The organism is Acinetobacter sp. YH12145 (genome assembly GCF_013418335.1).
GTDB classification, from domain to species: domain Bacteria; phylum Pseudomonadota; class Gammaproteobacteria; order Pseudomonadales; family Moraxellaceae; genus Acinetobacter; species Acinetobacter amyesii.
This window is the reverse complement of record NZ_VPCE01000010.1, coordinates 17236-32999: the sequence shown is the minus strand read 5'-3', so window position 1 is coordinate 32999 and position 15764 is coordinate 17236. Positions and strand designations below refer to the sequence as shown.

16 protein-coding genes and 3 pseudogenes are annotated in these 15764 nt (G+C 38.2%); 14 read left to right on the top strand and 5 right to left on the bottom strand.

Going from position 1 to position 15764, the window contains the following annotated elements; all coding sequences use genetic code 11:
- Position 1 precedes the first annotated feature (1 nt).
- Positions 2–547 carry an RNA 2'-phosphotransferase gene (locus FTU80_RS12080; protein ID WP_180085286.1) on the bottom strand — a complete coding sequence of 182 codons (546 nt, stop codon included), beginning with the start codon at positions 545–547 and terminating at the stop codon, positions 2–4.
- A gap of 88 nt (positions 548–635) precedes the next feature.
- Between FTU80_RS12080 and FTU80_RS16325 the strand changes: the two genes are divergently transcribed.
- The 8 genes and pseudogenes from FTU80_RS16325 to FTU80_RS12040 all read left to right on the top strand — a co-directional run.
- On the top strand, positions 636–1391 hold the full coding sequence (locus tag FTU80_RS16325) for a VENN motif pre-toxin domain-containing protein (RefSeq protein ID WP_373685222.1): 756 nt from the start codon (positions 636–638) through the stop codon (positions 1389–1391).
- Positions 1392–1415: 24 nt separating this feature from the next.
- Positions 1416–1673 (top strand): hypothetical protein, encoded by a 258-nt coding sequence (locus FTU80_RS12070; protein ID WP_218949043.1) that lies wholly within the window; start codon positions 1416–1418, stop codon positions 1671–1673.
- The gene (locus FTU80_RS12065) at positions 1666–2037 is read left to right on the top strand and encodes a hypothetical protein (protein WP_180085284.1); all 372 of its coding nucleotides are present in this window, start codon (positions 1666–1668) and stop codon (positions 2035–2037) included. The genes FTU80_RS12070 and FTU80_RS12065 overlap by 8 nt, the downstream gene beginning before the upstream one ends.
- A gap of 133 nt (positions 2038–2170) precedes the next feature.
- A pseudogene (locus tag FTU80_RS12060) lies at positions 2171–2515 on the top strand (transposase).
- Positions 2404–4920, top strand: a pseudogene (locus tag FTU80_RS12055) (hemagglutinin repeat-containing protein); the annotation flags it as partial. The pseudogenes FTU80_RS12060 and FTU80_RS12055, both read left to right, overlap by 112 nt.
- 2 nt (positions 4921–4922) lie before the next feature.
- Entirely contained in the window at positions 4923–5276 is a 354-nt protein-coding gene (locus FTU80_RS12050; protein ID WP_180085282.1) for a hypothetical protein, read from the top strand.
- Between the two features lie 102 nt (positions 5277–5378).
- On the top strand, positions 5379–5843 hold the full coding sequence (locus tag FTU80_RS12045; RefSeq protein WP_180085280.1) for an SMI1/KNR4 family protein: 465 nt from the start codon (positions 5379–5381) through the stop codon (positions 5841–5843).
- Between the two features lie 99 nt (positions 5844–5942).
- Positions 5943–6662: pseudogene (locus FTU80_RS12040) on the top strand (IS5 family transposase); the annotation flags it as partial.
- 113 nt (positions 6663–6775) lie between these two features.
- Here the strand turns inward: FTU80_RS12040 and FTU80_RS12035 are convergent.
- The 3 genes from FTU80_RS12035 to FTU80_RS12025 all read right to left on the bottom strand — a co-directional run bounded on the left by FTU80_RS12035 (position 6776) and on the right by FTU80_RS12025 (position 10294).
- Positions 6776–7507, bottom strand: coding sequence for a Fic family protein (locus FTU80_RS12035; protein WP_180085278.1), 732 nt, complete (start codon positions 7505–7507; stop codon positions 6776–6778).
- A gap of 757 nt (positions 7508–8264) precedes the next feature.
- Positions 8265–9626, bottom strand: a complete 1362-nt coding sequence (locus tag FTU80_RS12030; protein ID WP_180085276.1) for an ATP-binding protein — start codon at positions 9624–9626, stop codon at positions 8265–8267.
- Entirely contained in the window at positions 9605–10294 is a 690-nt protein-coding gene (locus FTU80_RS12025) for a response regulator transcription factor (protein WP_180085274.1), read from the bottom strand. The genes FTU80_RS12030 and FTU80_RS12025 overlap by 22 nt, the downstream gene beginning before the upstream one ends.
- A gap of 167 nt (positions 10295–10461) precedes the next feature.
- Between FTU80_RS12025 and dsbD the strand changes: the two genes are divergently transcribed.
- The 4 genes from dsbD to FTU80_RS12005 all read left to right on the top strand — a co-directional run bounded on the left by dsbD (position 10462) and on the right by FTU80_RS12005 (position 14451).
- Positions 10462–12387 (top strand): protein-disulfide reductase DsbD, encoded by a 1926-nt coding sequence (dsbD, locus tag FTU80_RS12020; RefSeq protein ID WP_257221507.1) that lies wholly within the window; start codon positions 10462–10464, stop codon positions 12385–12387.
- Positions 12384–13226 carry a TlpA disulfide reductase family protein gene (locus FTU80_RS12015; RefSeq protein WP_180085269.1) on the top strand — a complete coding sequence of 281 codons (843 nt, stop codon included), beginning with the start codon at positions 12384–12386 and terminating at the stop codon, positions 13224–13226. The genes dsbD and FTU80_RS12015 overlap by 4 nt, the downstream gene beginning before the upstream one ends.
- A gap of 21 nt (positions 13227–13247) precedes the next feature.
- Positions 13248–14000 carry a thiol:disulfide interchange protein DsbG gene (gene dsbG / locus FTU80_RS12010; RefSeq protein WP_180085267.1) on the top strand — a complete coding sequence of 251 codons (753 nt, stop codon included), beginning with the start codon at positions 13248–13250 and terminating at the stop codon, positions 13998–14000.
- Positions 14001–14088: 88 nt separating this feature from the next.
- Positions 14089–14451 carry a YidH family protein gene (locus FTU80_RS12005; protein ID WP_180085265.1) on the top strand — a complete coding sequence of 121 codons (363 nt, stop codon included), beginning with the start codon at positions 14089–14091 and terminating at the stop codon, positions 14449–14451.
- 40 nt (positions 14452–14491) lie between these two features.
- Here FTU80_RS12005 and FTU80_RS12000 read toward each other — a convergent pair whose 3' ends face one another.
- Positions 14492–14803, bottom strand: coding sequence for a metalloregulator ArsR/SmtB family transcription factor (locus FTU80_RS12000; RefSeq protein WP_120367942.1), 312 nt, complete (start codon positions 14801–14803; stop codon positions 14492–14494).
- A gap of 125 nt (positions 14804–14928) precedes the next feature.
- Here FTU80_RS12000 and FTU80_RS11995 point away from each other — a divergent pair, with 125 nt between their 5' ends.
- Both FTU80_RS11995 and FTU80_RS11990 read left to right on the top strand, forming a co-directional pair.
- Entirely contained in the window at positions 14929–15345 is a 417-nt protein-coding gene (locus FTU80_RS11995) for a YeeE/YedE family protein (protein ID WP_180085263.1), read from the top strand.
- 1 nt (position 15346) lies between these two features.
- Positions 15347–15763 carry a DUF6691 family protein gene (locus tag FTU80_RS11990; protein ID WP_078193079.1) on the top strand — a complete coding sequence of 139 codons (417 nt, stop codon included), beginning with the start codon at positions 15347–15349 and terminating at the stop codon, positions 15761–15763.
- The last annotated feature ends 1 nt before the right edge of the window (position 15764 follow it).

Sequence of the window (15764 nt, the reverse complement as noted above, 5' to 3'; positions counted from 1 at the left end):
GTTAAAATGAAAAACTAATAAATTCCGTTGGAACGTTTTTAACTAACCATACATTATTTTCTGCTTCGTAGAATTGGAAACCTTTATCATGCATTTGCCAAGCATTAATTATTAAAATTTGAGGTTTACCATAACGAGTTCCAACGGAGAAAGCAGTATCTTTACATTCAGTGAGATGTACGTGCTGCCGATCCTTGGGGACTAGACCTTGCTTTTTTATAGAGTCTAAAAAACGAGTAGCTGTGCCGTGGTACAAAAACTCTGGAGGTGTTTTCTCAGTAAACTTACGTTGGATGTTAACATTAGAATGGCCTTGTATAGCTCGAATATTTAAGCCGTCATCTGAAATTTGAAAACGTTTTTTATCACTATTTTTCACAATTGCTTGGATAATTTCTAAAGTTAATTTTGTATTATTAATTGGTTGAGACTTTTCAATCAACTCAGAAATATTTCCCCAACCTTCAGAATTTAACTCAAGATTAATTTCTTCTGGTTTATGCCGCAGGATGAAACTTAAATATTGACTAATTTCTTTCTCGCTCATTTTGTAAATTTTCATCGTTAAGAATTCGTAAGAATATTATACAAATCTGAAAATAGCATCCAATCCCCTTGCACCATATGCAGCGCAAGTGATTGGGCAAGAATTTGGCCATGGAGAGGTCAAGAATACCGTAGCACAATTAGTGTCTCACGCGATATTAGGTGCAACACTTGCTTATATTAATGGTGGAGACCCGACTGCAGGAGGAAGTGCGGCGGTTGCAAGTGAAGCGGCAGCGAGCTACTTAACCAACCAACTTGCAGAAAAATATAAAGATGATCCTAAGTACTTTGTAAATGGCGAGTTCCAAGCGAACTTGCTGTCAGAAGCTGAAAAAGCACAGATACGTGATTTAACAGCAGGGATTGGTGCAGTGATAGGTGGAACAGCAGGAGACTCGAGTTATAACGCACAATTAGCGGGTGTGATTGGGCAGAATGCGGTGGAGAATAATGGACTTAATATAGGGAAAGGTAAATCACACAAAAATTGTTTATCACAAGGTGGATCTAGAGAGTCTGGTGCGCAAAGTTTAAGCGGTTTAGTTGCTTACAAAGATCTAGGTAAAGATGAACAAGAGGCAATATATACATTATCAAGTATGATTGGTGTTAATGCGATAATAGATTGTGCTAGCGGGATATCTGCTGATTGTGCAATATCTGTATTAGAAACATTAAATCCTGGACGAAAAGTTGAAGCAGCAATAGATGCTTATAAAGCAACTAAAAAAGCAGGTGATACTCAAAAAGCAACGAAAGCCGTAAATGATGCTTTAAAGGATATTTATACAACCCCTAAAGCTAAAGAAGAATTGCTTGATAAACTATCAGCTCAAATGTAAAAGCCATTGGTTAATGATGCTAAATTGAAAAATATTACCGATGATATGTTCAGAGCAAATGCAAAAATAGGTAATGGCAGTACGGCTGCAGCTGTGCGCTATGAAAAGGCTATGGGGAAAATGGTTGGAGGTAAAGAGCATCTTGAAAAAGCTGAAAACTATTCTATAGGCTTAAAGATTTGGTTGAAAAACAACCAAAATAATCCTAATGTTTCGGAAAATGACTGCACAACTAATGTTACGAGATTTGCAAAATGCATTAAAGGGAAAGTAAATGAGTGATTATGATATATTTTTAAATAAATTATTTAAATTGATACCAATGTTAGAAGGTTTTTATCAAAAAGAGATAAATGATTATTTACCTGATGAATTGAACATGGGAATTTTTATGAGCGATTTGGGTAGAGAAATACTAAAAATAGGATTTCATAATGATGAAATTACTAGAAAATTATTCACTATTATTGAAGAGGGATATAGCTCTGAAGTTATAGGTGATATTATTGCAACATGCCTCATAGAATCACTTTATTTTAATGCAAAAAACGAAGATAAAAATACAATTCTTTCTCTTATGGAGGAGAATAGTAGAAATTATATTATTGAATTTTGTGGGATTTTTGGTATTCCGATATCAGAGTAATGACAAACGTTAATGTTAAATAACCAAAATCAAGTCTAAGAATTTGAATAAGGACTAGAGTCATCTGTTGAGTTACCACGGCTTTGTTGCACAAATCTAGTATAGAAGGCTTATTCAGGCCTATAATTTTCAAATGAATAAGCCTGCACCTAAACCCTATCGTATAACCAATTGGTCCTCCTATAACAGAGCATTAATAAACTGAGGAAATATTTCCATTTAGTTAGATCCTAATACTCAGTGGTATGCACAATTACAAGGTAAGTAAGGTCGAAATCAAACCTATTCCAATACAGCGATTCAATGTTGCTTAATGATTAAATCTCTCTTTCGTCTTTCTTTACGTATGGTCACAGGTTTTGTTCAAAGTCTAATGCTGAATCGGCGAAGCAAGTTGGCCAAAGTAAAAATGACAGAGTCAATGCAATGGCAGCAGCCAATGCGGGCTTTGATACCTATAAAGCAGGACAGTCCATAGGGAAATTAAAAGACGCTCTAACTGGTACTGCCGCATTGAACCAATCGTTAGAGGTTGGGGTGAGCCTAACGTATGGTGAGCAGAAGAGTAAAGAAACGCGCCATACAGAAAGTAATACTGCGAGTCAAAGCCAAATTTACGCAGCTGGCAAAACCAATATTGTAGTGACAGGTGCAGGCAAAGATTCCAACATCAATATTATTGGTTCTGATGTTGTGGGTCTACAAGGTACCCATTTAGCAGCAGACAACGATGTCAATATTAAAGCTGCAGAACAAAAAGTGATTGAAGAGTCAAACAATAAGAGTTCAGGTTGGAATGCAGGTGTCACCATCAGCAACCAAACAGGACTTGGGGTTACAGCAGGCGGTAATCTTGGAAAAGGCAAAGGCAATGGAACTGATACAAGCTATGTAAATAGTCATGTTGGTTCAAAAGACAGTTTAACGACAATCAGTAGTGGCAATGCGACCAATATTATTGGTGGGCAAGTTCAAGGTAAGGGCATTCAGGTAGATGCCAATGAACTGAATATTGAAAGCTTACAAGATAAAGCGACCTATAAGAGCAAACAGCAAGATATTTCAGGCCAAATCAGTGTAGGGACAAATGGCGGTAATGTATCAGGAAGCTTTAGTAAATCGAATGTCAATGCCAATTATGCCTCAGTGAATGAACAATCAGGCATCTTTGCAGGTGATGATGGCTACCAAATCAATGTTAAAAACAACACAGATTTAAAAGGTGCCATTATTACATCTACACAAACTGCTGAAGATTTAAAGAAAAATAGCCTTGATACAGGGACTTTGACTTATTCAAACATTCAAAATGAAAGTGAATACGATGCGAAAGGTATCAGTTTAAGTGCAGGATTTAACGCAGGAAGAACTGATTCAACAGGACAAAAACAACCGAATACAGTGCCTTCATCGGCAAGTGAAATCGATCAACATGCATCAAGTATTACAGGTGTAAGTAAGTCGATTGGTTTTGGCCTAGACAGTGATAAAGATAGTAGTGTGACTCGAAGTGGAGTCAATACTTCAAATATTACGATACGAGAAACAATTCGTCAGGAAGAGCTGACAGGTAAAACAGCAGAGCAAATCAAATCTGAAATTTTAACGGATGTAACAACTGATACAGCACGAGAAAATAGTGGTGCGCTGAAGAACAACTTTGATAAAGAAAAAGTTCAAAGTGAAATTAATTTGCAGATGGATGTGACGAAGCAGTTTGATGCTAATCGTCAGGAAGCTAAGGCTGAGATTAATAAAAAGATTGATGAAGTGAAGAAAGAAAATCAATCTATTTTAGATAAAGAAAAAAATGGACAACTCTTAACATCACAAGAGAAAGATCAACTTAATACATACAATGAAAAGGTTGATAACTATCAAAAGCTTGGTGTGCTACTCGATACAATTTCAACAGGATTGTCAGCACCAACGAGTTCAGGTTTAGGCATAGCAGCAGCTACATTAAGCCCTGCGGCAAGTTACGAGATTGGTCAATACTTTAAATCTAATGATGTAGAAGGAAGTACAGCGCATATTCTTGCACATACGCTATTGGGTGCAGCGGTTGCAGCAGCAGGTGGAAATGATGCTTTAACAGCAGGTTTGGCAGCAGGTGGAGCGGAAGCATCGGCACCTTTACTATCAAGCTATTTGTATGGCAAAGAGACAAAAGATTTAACAGCAGATGAAAAATCTACTATTAGTTCGATTGTAGGTTTAGCGGGCAGTGCATTAGGTGCTACAACAGAAGATGTTGCAAGTACCGTTCAGAGCGGCGGTGTTGCTCAGAATGCGGTGGATGAAAATGCTTCCATTGCAGGTGCATATGCTAAGAAAAAAACAGAACAGTACAATGATCTGTGTGCACAAAGTGGTATAGCTGCTGGGCATTGTAGTGAATGGACAGGGCAAAGGATTTTAGGAAATGCTAAAGAATTAGCCATGATTATTGTGCCAACAGAGCCATATGAATTAATTCCTATGGGAAAAGGTGTAAGTATTGTTAGCAAAGTAGCAGGAAAAGTTATTGCTAAATTCGGTGATGCTAAACAAGCGGAGAAAGTTTTAGAGAATATTAAGGTCAGTCAAGCCACGAGAAAGAATTCAAATTTCACTATCCAAATTGAAAATGAGAGATTGTTAAAGATAAGTACTGGTCGCACAACTGCTAAAAATTTAGAAGAGAAATTAGCAATGGAACAGGTGAAATCAAATCCACAAGGTGTAACACCACCTAGAATGCCTAAGATGACTGATTCTAAAAATAAACTATATCATGAAGATGGATGGGTTAAACGAACTCAGAATGTCAATGGTGTAGAAATTCATTATGTAGAAAATATAAAATCTGGTAAAACAATTGATTTTAAATTTAAGGATTAAATATGTTTAAAGAAAATCTAAATAAATTCATTGAAAAGTTAAAGTCAGGCAATGAAGTTGATGAATGGTATTTATCTGATTTTATTAGTGATAATGTGATTGTTTTATCTGGTGAAGATGCCTATGAAGAGTTGGTTTATTTATTAAATTTAATTGAAAGTAATTTGTATACCAATGAGATGTATGAATATTTACAGATAGCAATTGCGTTGCGTAACCAATCAGCTACAAATCAAATTCCAACTTTATTGCTAAACGATCGAAATTTTTTTCAAAAAATTTTAGATGTTTATGATGAGGACTATATTACAGTCTCTGTAAAAGAGTTAAATAATCTATTTCAGATGACTTTATAGAGTTAAATAATATTCCATCGGGTATCAATCGTACTAATTTTAATAAATGGAGATCTAATTATTGGAAAGATCGCGTAAAAGGTTTTAAAAAATAGGTTTGTTATGACAGTTCAATACGTTAAAGAGACTATGTCTATAATAAATCAGCATCAAGATGCTGATTTTCATGGTGCGAAAGAAGAAAGCTTAATTGTTCTTGCAGAAAAAACACTCAATGTTAATTTTCCTGAAGATTATAAGCTTTTTCTCAAAGAACTTGGATGCGGTGATATTGCTGGACAAGAGTTTTTTGGAATTATTGATTCAGATTTTATTAATTCAAGTATTCCTGATGCTGTTTGGATAACATTACAAGAAAGGTTGGAATCAAGACTTCCTAATAATTATGTATTGATTGGTGAAACTGGTGATGGTGATTATATTGCATTGGATTGTAATGAGTTGATTGATAAAAAAGTTGTGTTATGGAATCCTGGACTTTTTGATAAAAAAAAGGCTTTTACACCTTACTATGATGATTTTGGTTATTATTTTTATGATCGTGTAATTAATGCGATATCATTGTAAAATCATATAGTTAGTACGTTAGTAAAGGTTTTGTTTCACAAAGCAGTTTGTAAAGGCTTCTTCTGCAAAATATTTTCTAAATGAAGAAGCCTGAACCTTATGGTCACAGGTTTTGTTCAAAGTATGATTAAACTTTGCGGATTAAATTGGACAGCACCAGATTACAGTACGCTTTGTAGAAGACAAAAGCATATTGATATTGCGATTAGCTACCAAAAAAGTAGCAATGGGCTACATCTACTCGTAGACTCCACTGGCTTGAAGTTTTTAGGTGAAGGTGAATGGAAACGTAAGAAACATGGACCTAAATATCGTCGCCAATGGCGTAAATTACATATTGGTATAGATGCTAAAACCTTGCAAATACGCGCAGTACAGCTCACTACAAATAATGTGAGCGATTCGCAAGTACTTGGTGATTTACTTTCTCAAATTCCCTTGGATGAACAAATTGATTCGGTCTATACCGATGGCGCTTATGACACAAAGCACTGCCGACAAGTCATTTCAGATCTAGATACATATGCGGTGATTCCACCTAGAAAAAATGCGAAACCATGGAAAGATAAAAAGACCAGCTCGCTAGAGCAAAATGAATTACTTCGTACTGTTAAACATTTAGGTAGGACGCTATGGAAAAAATGGTCAGGCTATCATCGGCGAAGTTTGGTTGAAACTAAGATGCATTGCATAAAGTTATTAGGCGATAAATTAACAACAAGGAGTTTTTCTAGTCAGGTAAATGAGATTCATGCACGCGTAGCAGTACTCAACGGATTGACAAAATTAGGTCGCCCTCATACCCAAGTTGTCTCTTAAATTTAGCTCACTTAGGGGAGCTCAGCCTTTCAAATCTTTATTCAACAAAGCCATTGATTTTAGATGTAATTGTTCTAACTATTACTGCGATCAAGGCACCGCACAATCAGGTCTTAAATACCTAAAACAACCTGATAAGGCTTAAACCCTTCCAATACAGCCTCAGAAACCAACTGAATAAAAGCTTCAGTCTTTCCATAAGCCATCCATTGATCTAAAGCTTCATAGTAAGCCAAACGATTTTCTACTGTAATCACACAAGGCGGATATCCCGCTTTAAGTAATTCGAGATTCATCAATAAGCGTGATGTACGACCATTCCCATCAATAAATGGATGAATGCCTACAAAGTCTGCATGTACTTTAGCTGCACGTTCAATAGGATGTAGCTTATGTGCCTCAGTATTGTACCAATCGACTAACTGAGCCATTCTGTCATTCAATATTGTATAGTCGGGTGGCGTAGTTGTGGCACCTGAAATCAATACATTCTGTTGGCGATAACGCCCTGCATTGTCATCATCAATATTTTTTAGAATAAGCTGGTGGATATTCCGAATTTGCCATTCAGAAAAAGGTTCTTCTTTTCGAATAATGTCTTCGACATAGTAGATGGCATTTCTGTGGTTGATTGCTTCAAAGTGTTCTCGTAATGCTTTTCCACCAACGGTAATGCCTTCCAAAACGACTTTAGTTTCTAGCAATGTAAGTGTATTGCCTTCAATTGCATTTGAATGGTATGTCCAGCGAACAATAAGATCTTCTTGTAGATTTTTTACAATTGCAGGAGAAAGAGGACGATGTTGATCTAATTTTGTTTTTAAAGCATCAATATTTTCAAACATAACTTTTTCGCTGCAGTTGAATTCTTAAATGATACATGAAAAAAACAAATATAAAAAAGAAATGTTATAACATTTCTTTTAATATTAAATGCATACGTGTTAAAATCAGTACACTATTTCAAATCCTGTTAATGGATTTGAACAAAATAAATTTTGTGATTCAATGCGCTAAATCTAATTTGGGTAAAAAATGGGTACAGGTAAAATGCTATTGACTTTATGGTTCACTAAATCAATAGTTTAGGAGTTGAGTTCAATTGACGCCATCTCCACCAAATTCCTAAAAAAGCCTTTAAGCTTAATGTTTAAAGGCTTTTTTTATTGGCTGTATTGCTTTTCTCTTAAGCAGTGCACCTCAATTTTTGCCTTTTAAGGGTAATTATTTGAACAATTTCTCCATTTAATTTTTAGTCTAGATAATGGGTATATAGATTAACTCATAGATATGAGATGCAGAAAAACATAGGCCCAAGATAAGTATTACCGTCTGTCAGATGAAAATGGCTCATCACTATTGATCATACCCATTGAACAAAAATAAAGAAATGTATGCTATACCGTTCATGGTGAACGTAAGTCGGACTCATTCAGTCTATATCCTGAGGGAGAGTTTAAAGAAAGCAAGAGAGCTTGCCCTTGAACTGAAATAAATGTATTACAAGTCAGTCTATTACAAATATATCAAGCTATTTTTTAAAGTGGTCGTTGAGAATCAAAGAATAAATAGCCATGATCTAAAAATAATAATCTGCTTTATTCAACTCTTTTGAGACAACAGTGTAATCTTTAATCCCTTAGGAAAATTCGGTTCAAATTGGATGGTATAAGCATATTGTTGCAGCATTATTTTGACCAAAGATAAGCCCAGTCCATGACCTTTCTGCTGAGCCGATTTACGCCAAAAACGTTGCCCTAAGTAACGAATGTCTTCGGCATTTAAATGTCGGCCGTTATCTTGAATGCGTAACGTATTTTCCTGCATTTTCACCTCAATCACATCAGCGTTTGCATGCAATAAGGCATTTTCAAGCAGGTTTTTAAGAACAGAATACAAGGCAAATTCAGGTAATGCCAAATTACCAAGACTGTGCCAATCGACCTGAATTTTAGCTGTTGCTTCAGGATAAATTAGTGCTAAATCATCAAGTACTTTGGCAATAATGGGCTGTACCTGAATGCTTGCTTTGATCTGTTCAATAGATTGATCGGTATTCGATAACATCAGTAATTGCTCAAGTAAATCAGCATAGCGACGGACACTTTGATTTGCTTGATCCAAGCTATATTGCAATTTCATATTGCCGTCCGTTTTTGCCATCAGTTGTGCCAATTGCACATTGGTTTTAATTGCGGTTAAAGGACTCCGTAATTCATGCGCCGCGTATGCACTAAAGACTTTTTCATTTTCAAGACTTTGATGCAGTTTATGGACTAAGCGATTCGAATTTTGCACAAAAGGGTAGACCTCTGAGGGCATGGTATTGGCATCTAAGCTCGTTAAATATTGGCTTGCTTCATTGAGCGATAAATTAGACTGACTTAAATCGCTTACAACCTGATCCAAGGCTTTAAATTCTCGACGAACAATTAAAACAATTAAGCCGATACACAACAATAATGACAAGATCAGCGGAATTAAGACCGATTGCAAAATCTGTTTTAGCAAAGACTCCCGCAAAAACATACGCTCTGCAGCCACCACTTGAATCTCACCACGGCGTAACACATAACTGCGCCATTGCGTCTCACCTTGTTGCCAAGTACTAAAACCAACTGCTTGCTGACTTAAATCTTTCGGTGCACCGCGTGTTTTGGCAATGACATGCTGTCCTACACTGATGTCAGAGCTAAATAATGATACTTCGCACGCGATCAATTGTTCTTGGTCTGTGGAATGAAGTTGTTGGGCTAAGGCAGACTCATCCAAGCTTTGCACTGGTAATTGTTGAATTAGCCGTGCCACCATTTGTGCGGAGGCATGTAGACGTTGATCTAGAGTCTCCTGTAGACGTTTTTGTAAGTCGATATACAGCCAAACAAATACTACACTCCATAAGCCGATCATCAAGGCCAAAAGACTGCTGACCAAGCGCCATTTTAAGCTGTGTGATTTTTGCATGGGATTGACTCAGCAATTCTAAACATATAACCGACACCACGAATGGTTTGAATATAGTCCGCATTCAATTTTTGCCTTAAGTGATAAATATGGACATTCAGGGCATTACTTTCAATGCTATCTTGAAAGCCGTATAACTTGTCTAACAGCACTTCGTTTTTAAGTACTTGATTTGGATGGCTCATCAAGGTTTCAAGCAAACTGTATTCACGGCGTGAAAGCTGAATCATCTGATCTTGATAATGGACTTCTTGAGTGTCTTTATTGAGCTTTAAGTGGTCAAATTGAATGACATTCGATGAAAAACCGCGATGACGTCGGGTGAGTGCATGAACCCGTGCAATCAGTTCATCCAGTTCAAAAGGCTTGGTTAAATAGTCATCAGCGCCGACATTTAATGCCTCAACACATTGTTGGGTCTGTAACCGTGCGGTTAAAACCAAAACAGGAACATGAATCTGATCTCTGCGCCATGATCGCAGTAAGTCTAAACCATCTTGGTCAGGTAGGCCTAAATCAAGTAAACATAGATCGACCGCACTGTGGCGGATAAAATAATCCGCATCACGCGCATGACTCACATGTTCTACTGAAATATTTAAAAAATCCAATGTGGCACAAATACTTGAGGCAATATATGGATCATCTTCAACCAAAACAACAAACATAGCGTTTTCCTGACTTCCTACCTGTATTTTATAAATGATTTATCTTATTAATGCTCCCTTAATTTATGCTTTTGCATAATCAACCAAAATAGATTCGTATCGGGTATTGGAAGTCATCTATGCGTATAGGGTTAGCAGGGTTGTGTGGAATATTCAGCATTTTGAGTATGCAAACAGCATCCGCTGATTTTTTACCTCCTGATCAAGCATTTTCTTTTCAGGCTGTATCCACAGCGCAAGACAAAGCCATCTTCACGTGGCGTATTGCTGATGGATATTATCTATATCATGATCAGCTTAAAGTCATTGAAAATGGCAAAGCATTATCACTGCAACTGCCTCGTCCACAGCAAAAAGATGACCCCAATTTCGGCATGACCGAAGTGCATTATGGACAAGTGCAAGCAACTGTCGCCATGCAACCGAAGCAAAGCTATAAAATTGAATGGCAAGGCTGTGCCGAAAGTGGCTTATGTTATCCAGTTCAGCGCACCACCATTCAAACCGATGCCGATGGATTATTGCCTGAAAGCAAGCTGAGTCAGCAAAGTACAACGCAAAAGAAATTATTAGATGCAGTCACATCGTCGTCATTACCCAATACTGCAATACCTGTAGAACTACAGGCGAAAAACACTGAAACTGTAACAGTTGTAACGCCAGCAAATACAGCAGAAGTCAAAGAGGATGAAAATGGTTTAAGTCCCTCTTCTGAAGTGACTGCTTTAACAGAACCTAGCGAAGCCAGTGCGCCAGAGTTAGATGATGCCTTGATGATGCAGGCAAGTTCTGAATCTGTGACTACAACGAATGCTGAACAGCGTACGAAGCAGATCGATTGGAACAACGACCAGTACTTCTTTTATTTACTTTCAACAGACAATATTGCACTGAATCTGATCATTTTTTTAGGTTTAGGTGTATTGCTCGCATTCTTACCATGTTCCTTACCACTGATTCCGATCTTATCCAGTATTTTGGTACAACGTCATCGTGGCTATCGTGCTGGCATGATTGCAGGTGTCTTTGTGGTCGGAATGGCATTGATTTATGCCTTGATGGGTTTAGCTGTGGCAGGACTTGGCTATAACTTCCAACGTTGGTTACAAAGTCCCATCTTTATGGGGTTATTTGCGGTCATGTTTTTGCTGTTTGCATTGAATTTATTTGGCGTATTCCAGTTGTCTTTACCACAAGGTGTATTACAGCGTTTAGATCAATGGCAACAACGACAAAAAGGTGGAACCTTATGGGGCTCATTCATTATGGGCATGATCTCTGCGCTAATTGTCGGACCCTGTATGAGTGCGCCATTGGCAGGGGCTTTGCTGTTTGTTGCGCAATTGCCTGAACCGTGGATGGGGGCTAGTTACCTGTTTATTCTAGGTCTAGGTGTGGGCTTACCATTGTTGATTGCCTGTGTGTTTGGTGCACAGTACTTACCCAAACCGGGCGTGTGGATGGATCGTCTAAAATTCACTTTCGGTTTTGTCATGCTGTTGTTGGCGGTGTATTTCCTGCGTCCTTTACTGCCGAGTGTGGTTTATTTGACGTTGATGGGACTCTTATTCATCGGTATCACGGTTTACATTTTATGGAAGATTCGTCCGCATATTTCACAAATGCCGACGCAACTGCTGTTCATTGTTATGAGCTTAGCTACTGCAATATCCGGTGGATGGTATATCACGCAAGCATGGTCACAACTGAGTACGACACAAGCCACATCATTAGTCGCATGGCAAAAAGTACGTACCCAAGCCGAGCTTGAACAGGCCCTCAATCAAGTCAAAGGACAAGCAGTACTCATAGATGTGTATGCTGATTGGTGTGTGGCTTGTCAGCCGATTGAAAAAGAGGTGATGCCTCGTGCCGATGTACAAGCTGGTTTAGCACATGTTGCTCGGATCAAACTCGACTTAACAGAATACGAAGTAAGTCAGGATGTCATACTAAAACAATGGCAAATTTTAGGGCCACCGACCTTAATTTTCTTAGATACAGAGCATCAGGAACAGCGCAATCTACGTTTGACGGGTACCTTTAGTGCAGAGCAACTCTTGAACCGACTTAAGGTAGGAGCACAGCGATGATTTCGAATGAAGCCTTGCATCTTGGACCATTCATGTTGCCTTGGGGACTGTTGTGTTTGGTGTTGGCTTTGCTGGTCAGTGCCATGATTGGACGAAAAGTCGGGCAAAAAGCACAGTGGTCAGCCGAGATTCAACAGCGTTTCCAAGATTCGATTTGGAGCAGTGTTTGGATCGGATTACTCGGTGCACGCTTGATCTTTATTGGATTAAATCTGGAATCTTATCTCGCATCGCCCATTGATATGCTGAAAATTCAAGACAAAGGTTTTCATCTAATAGGCGGTGTGCTGACAGGAAGTGCGTGGTTTTGGTGGAAAAACTCAGCCATGACAAAAAAAGCCAAGGCCATTTTATTACTGATCTTTGTCCTGCTTATGGGGGCAGGATGGACAGTACAAAAAATCATGCATCAAGATAGCCATTATCCAAATTTGAGTTTTCCAAGTCTGAACCTAGCCAGTCAAGGTCGGTCAGAAATGATTGCGCTAAAACAATTTCAAGGTCAGCCCACGGTTGTGAATTTATGGGCGAGTTGGTGTCCGCCTTGTCATCGTGAAATGCCTGTATTACAGCGTGCGCAGGATCATTATCCTGAGGTGCATTTTGTCATGCTCAATCAAGGGGAAGAGGTCGATACCGTCCGTACTTATCTCACAAAACATCAATTCAGTTTTCAAAATATTTTGCTCGATATGCAGGGTGAAATGCCACAAGCAGTGAACAGTTTAGGTTTACCCACTACCTTATTTTTCAATGCACAAGGTCAGTTGATTGCGCGTCATCAAGGCGAACTCAGTCAAGCGATGTTGCAACAATATCTCAAGAAAATTAACCCATAAATTAATCATAGGATATGTGTCATGAATACTTTACTTAAAACCAGTTTAGTTATCGGAACACTGTTGACGGTGGCATGTGGTGTCAGTGCTAGTCCGAATGCCATTAAAAAACAACTAAAAAAAGAAGGCTTTCAATTTGTAAAACCAATTCCTGCACCCGAAGGTTTAACAGGTTGGGTGGGGCATGAAGACCAATATTCCAATACCATTTTTATTTCTAAAGATGGTAAATATTATATAAAAGGTGAGTTGTTTGATGCCCAAGGCAATAATCTTTCAAACACCCAAATTGAAACCCATATGAAAAAAGCCATTTTGGATGATGTATGGAAAACATTAGAAGGTTCAACTTGGATTCAAGATGGCAAAAGCGATGCACCACGTATCGTCTATGTGTTCTCTGATCCAAATTGCCCGTATTGCCATAAATTTTGGCAAGAAGCACGTCCTTGGGTAGAGTCAGGCAAGGTTCAATTACGTCATATTCAAGTGGGTGTGATTCGTGAAGAAAGCCGTGCTCAGGTGGCAACTTTGCTGATGTCAAAAAATCCAACAGCGGTATTTCATGATATCAATATCAATCGTGGCAAAAATCGTCTTAAACCAGCTGAAAATATTCCTTTAGAGATTGCAGAAAAAATTGATTTTAACCAAAGTTTAATGGGCAAATATGGTTTCTTCTCAACACCATCCATTGCTTGGCGTGACAGCAAGGGGAACTTCCAGTCTGCACAAGGGATGCCGAGTGATCTCAAAGAAATATTTGAAAAATAAGGAAAATAGATGCTCACCAAGCCAACACAACAGCGCGTCTAAGATCATGCTAAGCTCAACGTCAACGACTTAAACATCAGGGGGCGCAATGTCAAATTTACAAGATCCACGCGTATTGTTCGCTTTGGAACGTACAGCATTGGCATGGAACCGCAGTGGTTTAGCCCTGATAGCCTTTGGTTTTGTGATTGAAAAATCAAATGTATTGCTACAACTACTGCACCCTGAGGAATATCAGCACAAAATTATCTATGGACAGTGGCTTGGCATTGCCGTGATTGTGTTTGGTTTATTGGTGAACTTTGCCTCAATTTTGCAATATCGTCGAGGATTAAGCTCATTAACCGAACAGGAATTTATTGCGGATTATCAGACCCAACATCCCGTGTGGCTGAATTTATTGACCATGCTGACTGGGTTTTTGCTGATCATCTCATTTTGGATTTACTAAACTTGGCTGAGCTTCCATACAAAAGCATGCACAAAAATGTTTATTCCTGACAGTACAATTGATACAGCGTTTGCATAATACCCAGCACTTTAGGGTCTGCCAATTGATAAAAAATTTGTTTGCCTTCACGACGTGTCGAGACAATTTTATTGTTCCGTAAAACGGTCAATTGTTGTGATAGGGTCGGCTGATGAATATCAGTACATTCCTCAATTTGCTGAACATTTAATTCGCCATTGATCAACACACATAAAATTTTTAAACGGTCCGGATTTGATAATACTTTCAAACAATTGGAAACGGTATCAACCTGCGTAAATTCAATTTTTAAGTTATCGATTGCGATGTTCATAACGTCTAACCCGAATCATAAAAAGCAAAAAGAGCAAAGTATGTCGAGATAATAACATAAAATGGCTTGATTAATATACAAAGATATATAATATAAGTTTGAATATTGTTTATGGCGCGTTAACTATGCATGATTTTGTGACAGCGTTTCTTGGTGGTGCTCTGTTGGGTATAGCAGTGGTGGGTTATTTGTATGTCCATGGGCGTATTGCAGGCATCAGTGGCTTGATTGCGCAGGTACTGAATCCACAGACGATTTTTAAAACGCCTGCAGTGTGGTTTCTTTCAGGCTTGATCATCACGCCATTTATTTATGGTCTTTTTGTACAACCAGAGATTATCGTGTCTGCTAGCCCATTAATGATGATTATTGCTGGTTTACTGGTGGGTTTTGGTACCCGCTTAGGTTCTGGTTGTACCAGTGGTCACGGTATTTGTGGGATCAGCCGATTATCTAAACGTTCCATCATTGCAACTATGACCTTTATGTTTGCAGGCTTTATTGCTGTATATGTCGTTCGTCACTTGATTGGAGCATTGTAAAATGAAAAACTTTTTAGCTTTTGTATTTGGTTCGCTTTTTTCAGTAGGTTTGATGTTCTCTGGCATGTCTAATCCGCAAAAAGTGATCGATTTTTTAGACATATTTGGTAATTGGGATGCAAGCCTTGCCTTTGTCATGATGGGGGCAATTGCTGTGGCATTTATTCCATTCCAAAAAGCGGTACGTAGCAGTGCACCAACCACAGTATTTAATGAGCAGATTGATTTACCAAGTAACAATAAAATTGATTCAAAGCTTATTATCGGTGCCTTAATATTTGGTGCAGGATGGGGGATTGCCGGCATTTGCCCAGCGCCAAGTTTCACCTTAATTGGCTTAGGGCATTATCAAGTTTTATATTTTATAGTGGCGATGCTTGCAGGCGTGTTGATTCACCGTAAATGGTCAGGAGCTTAAC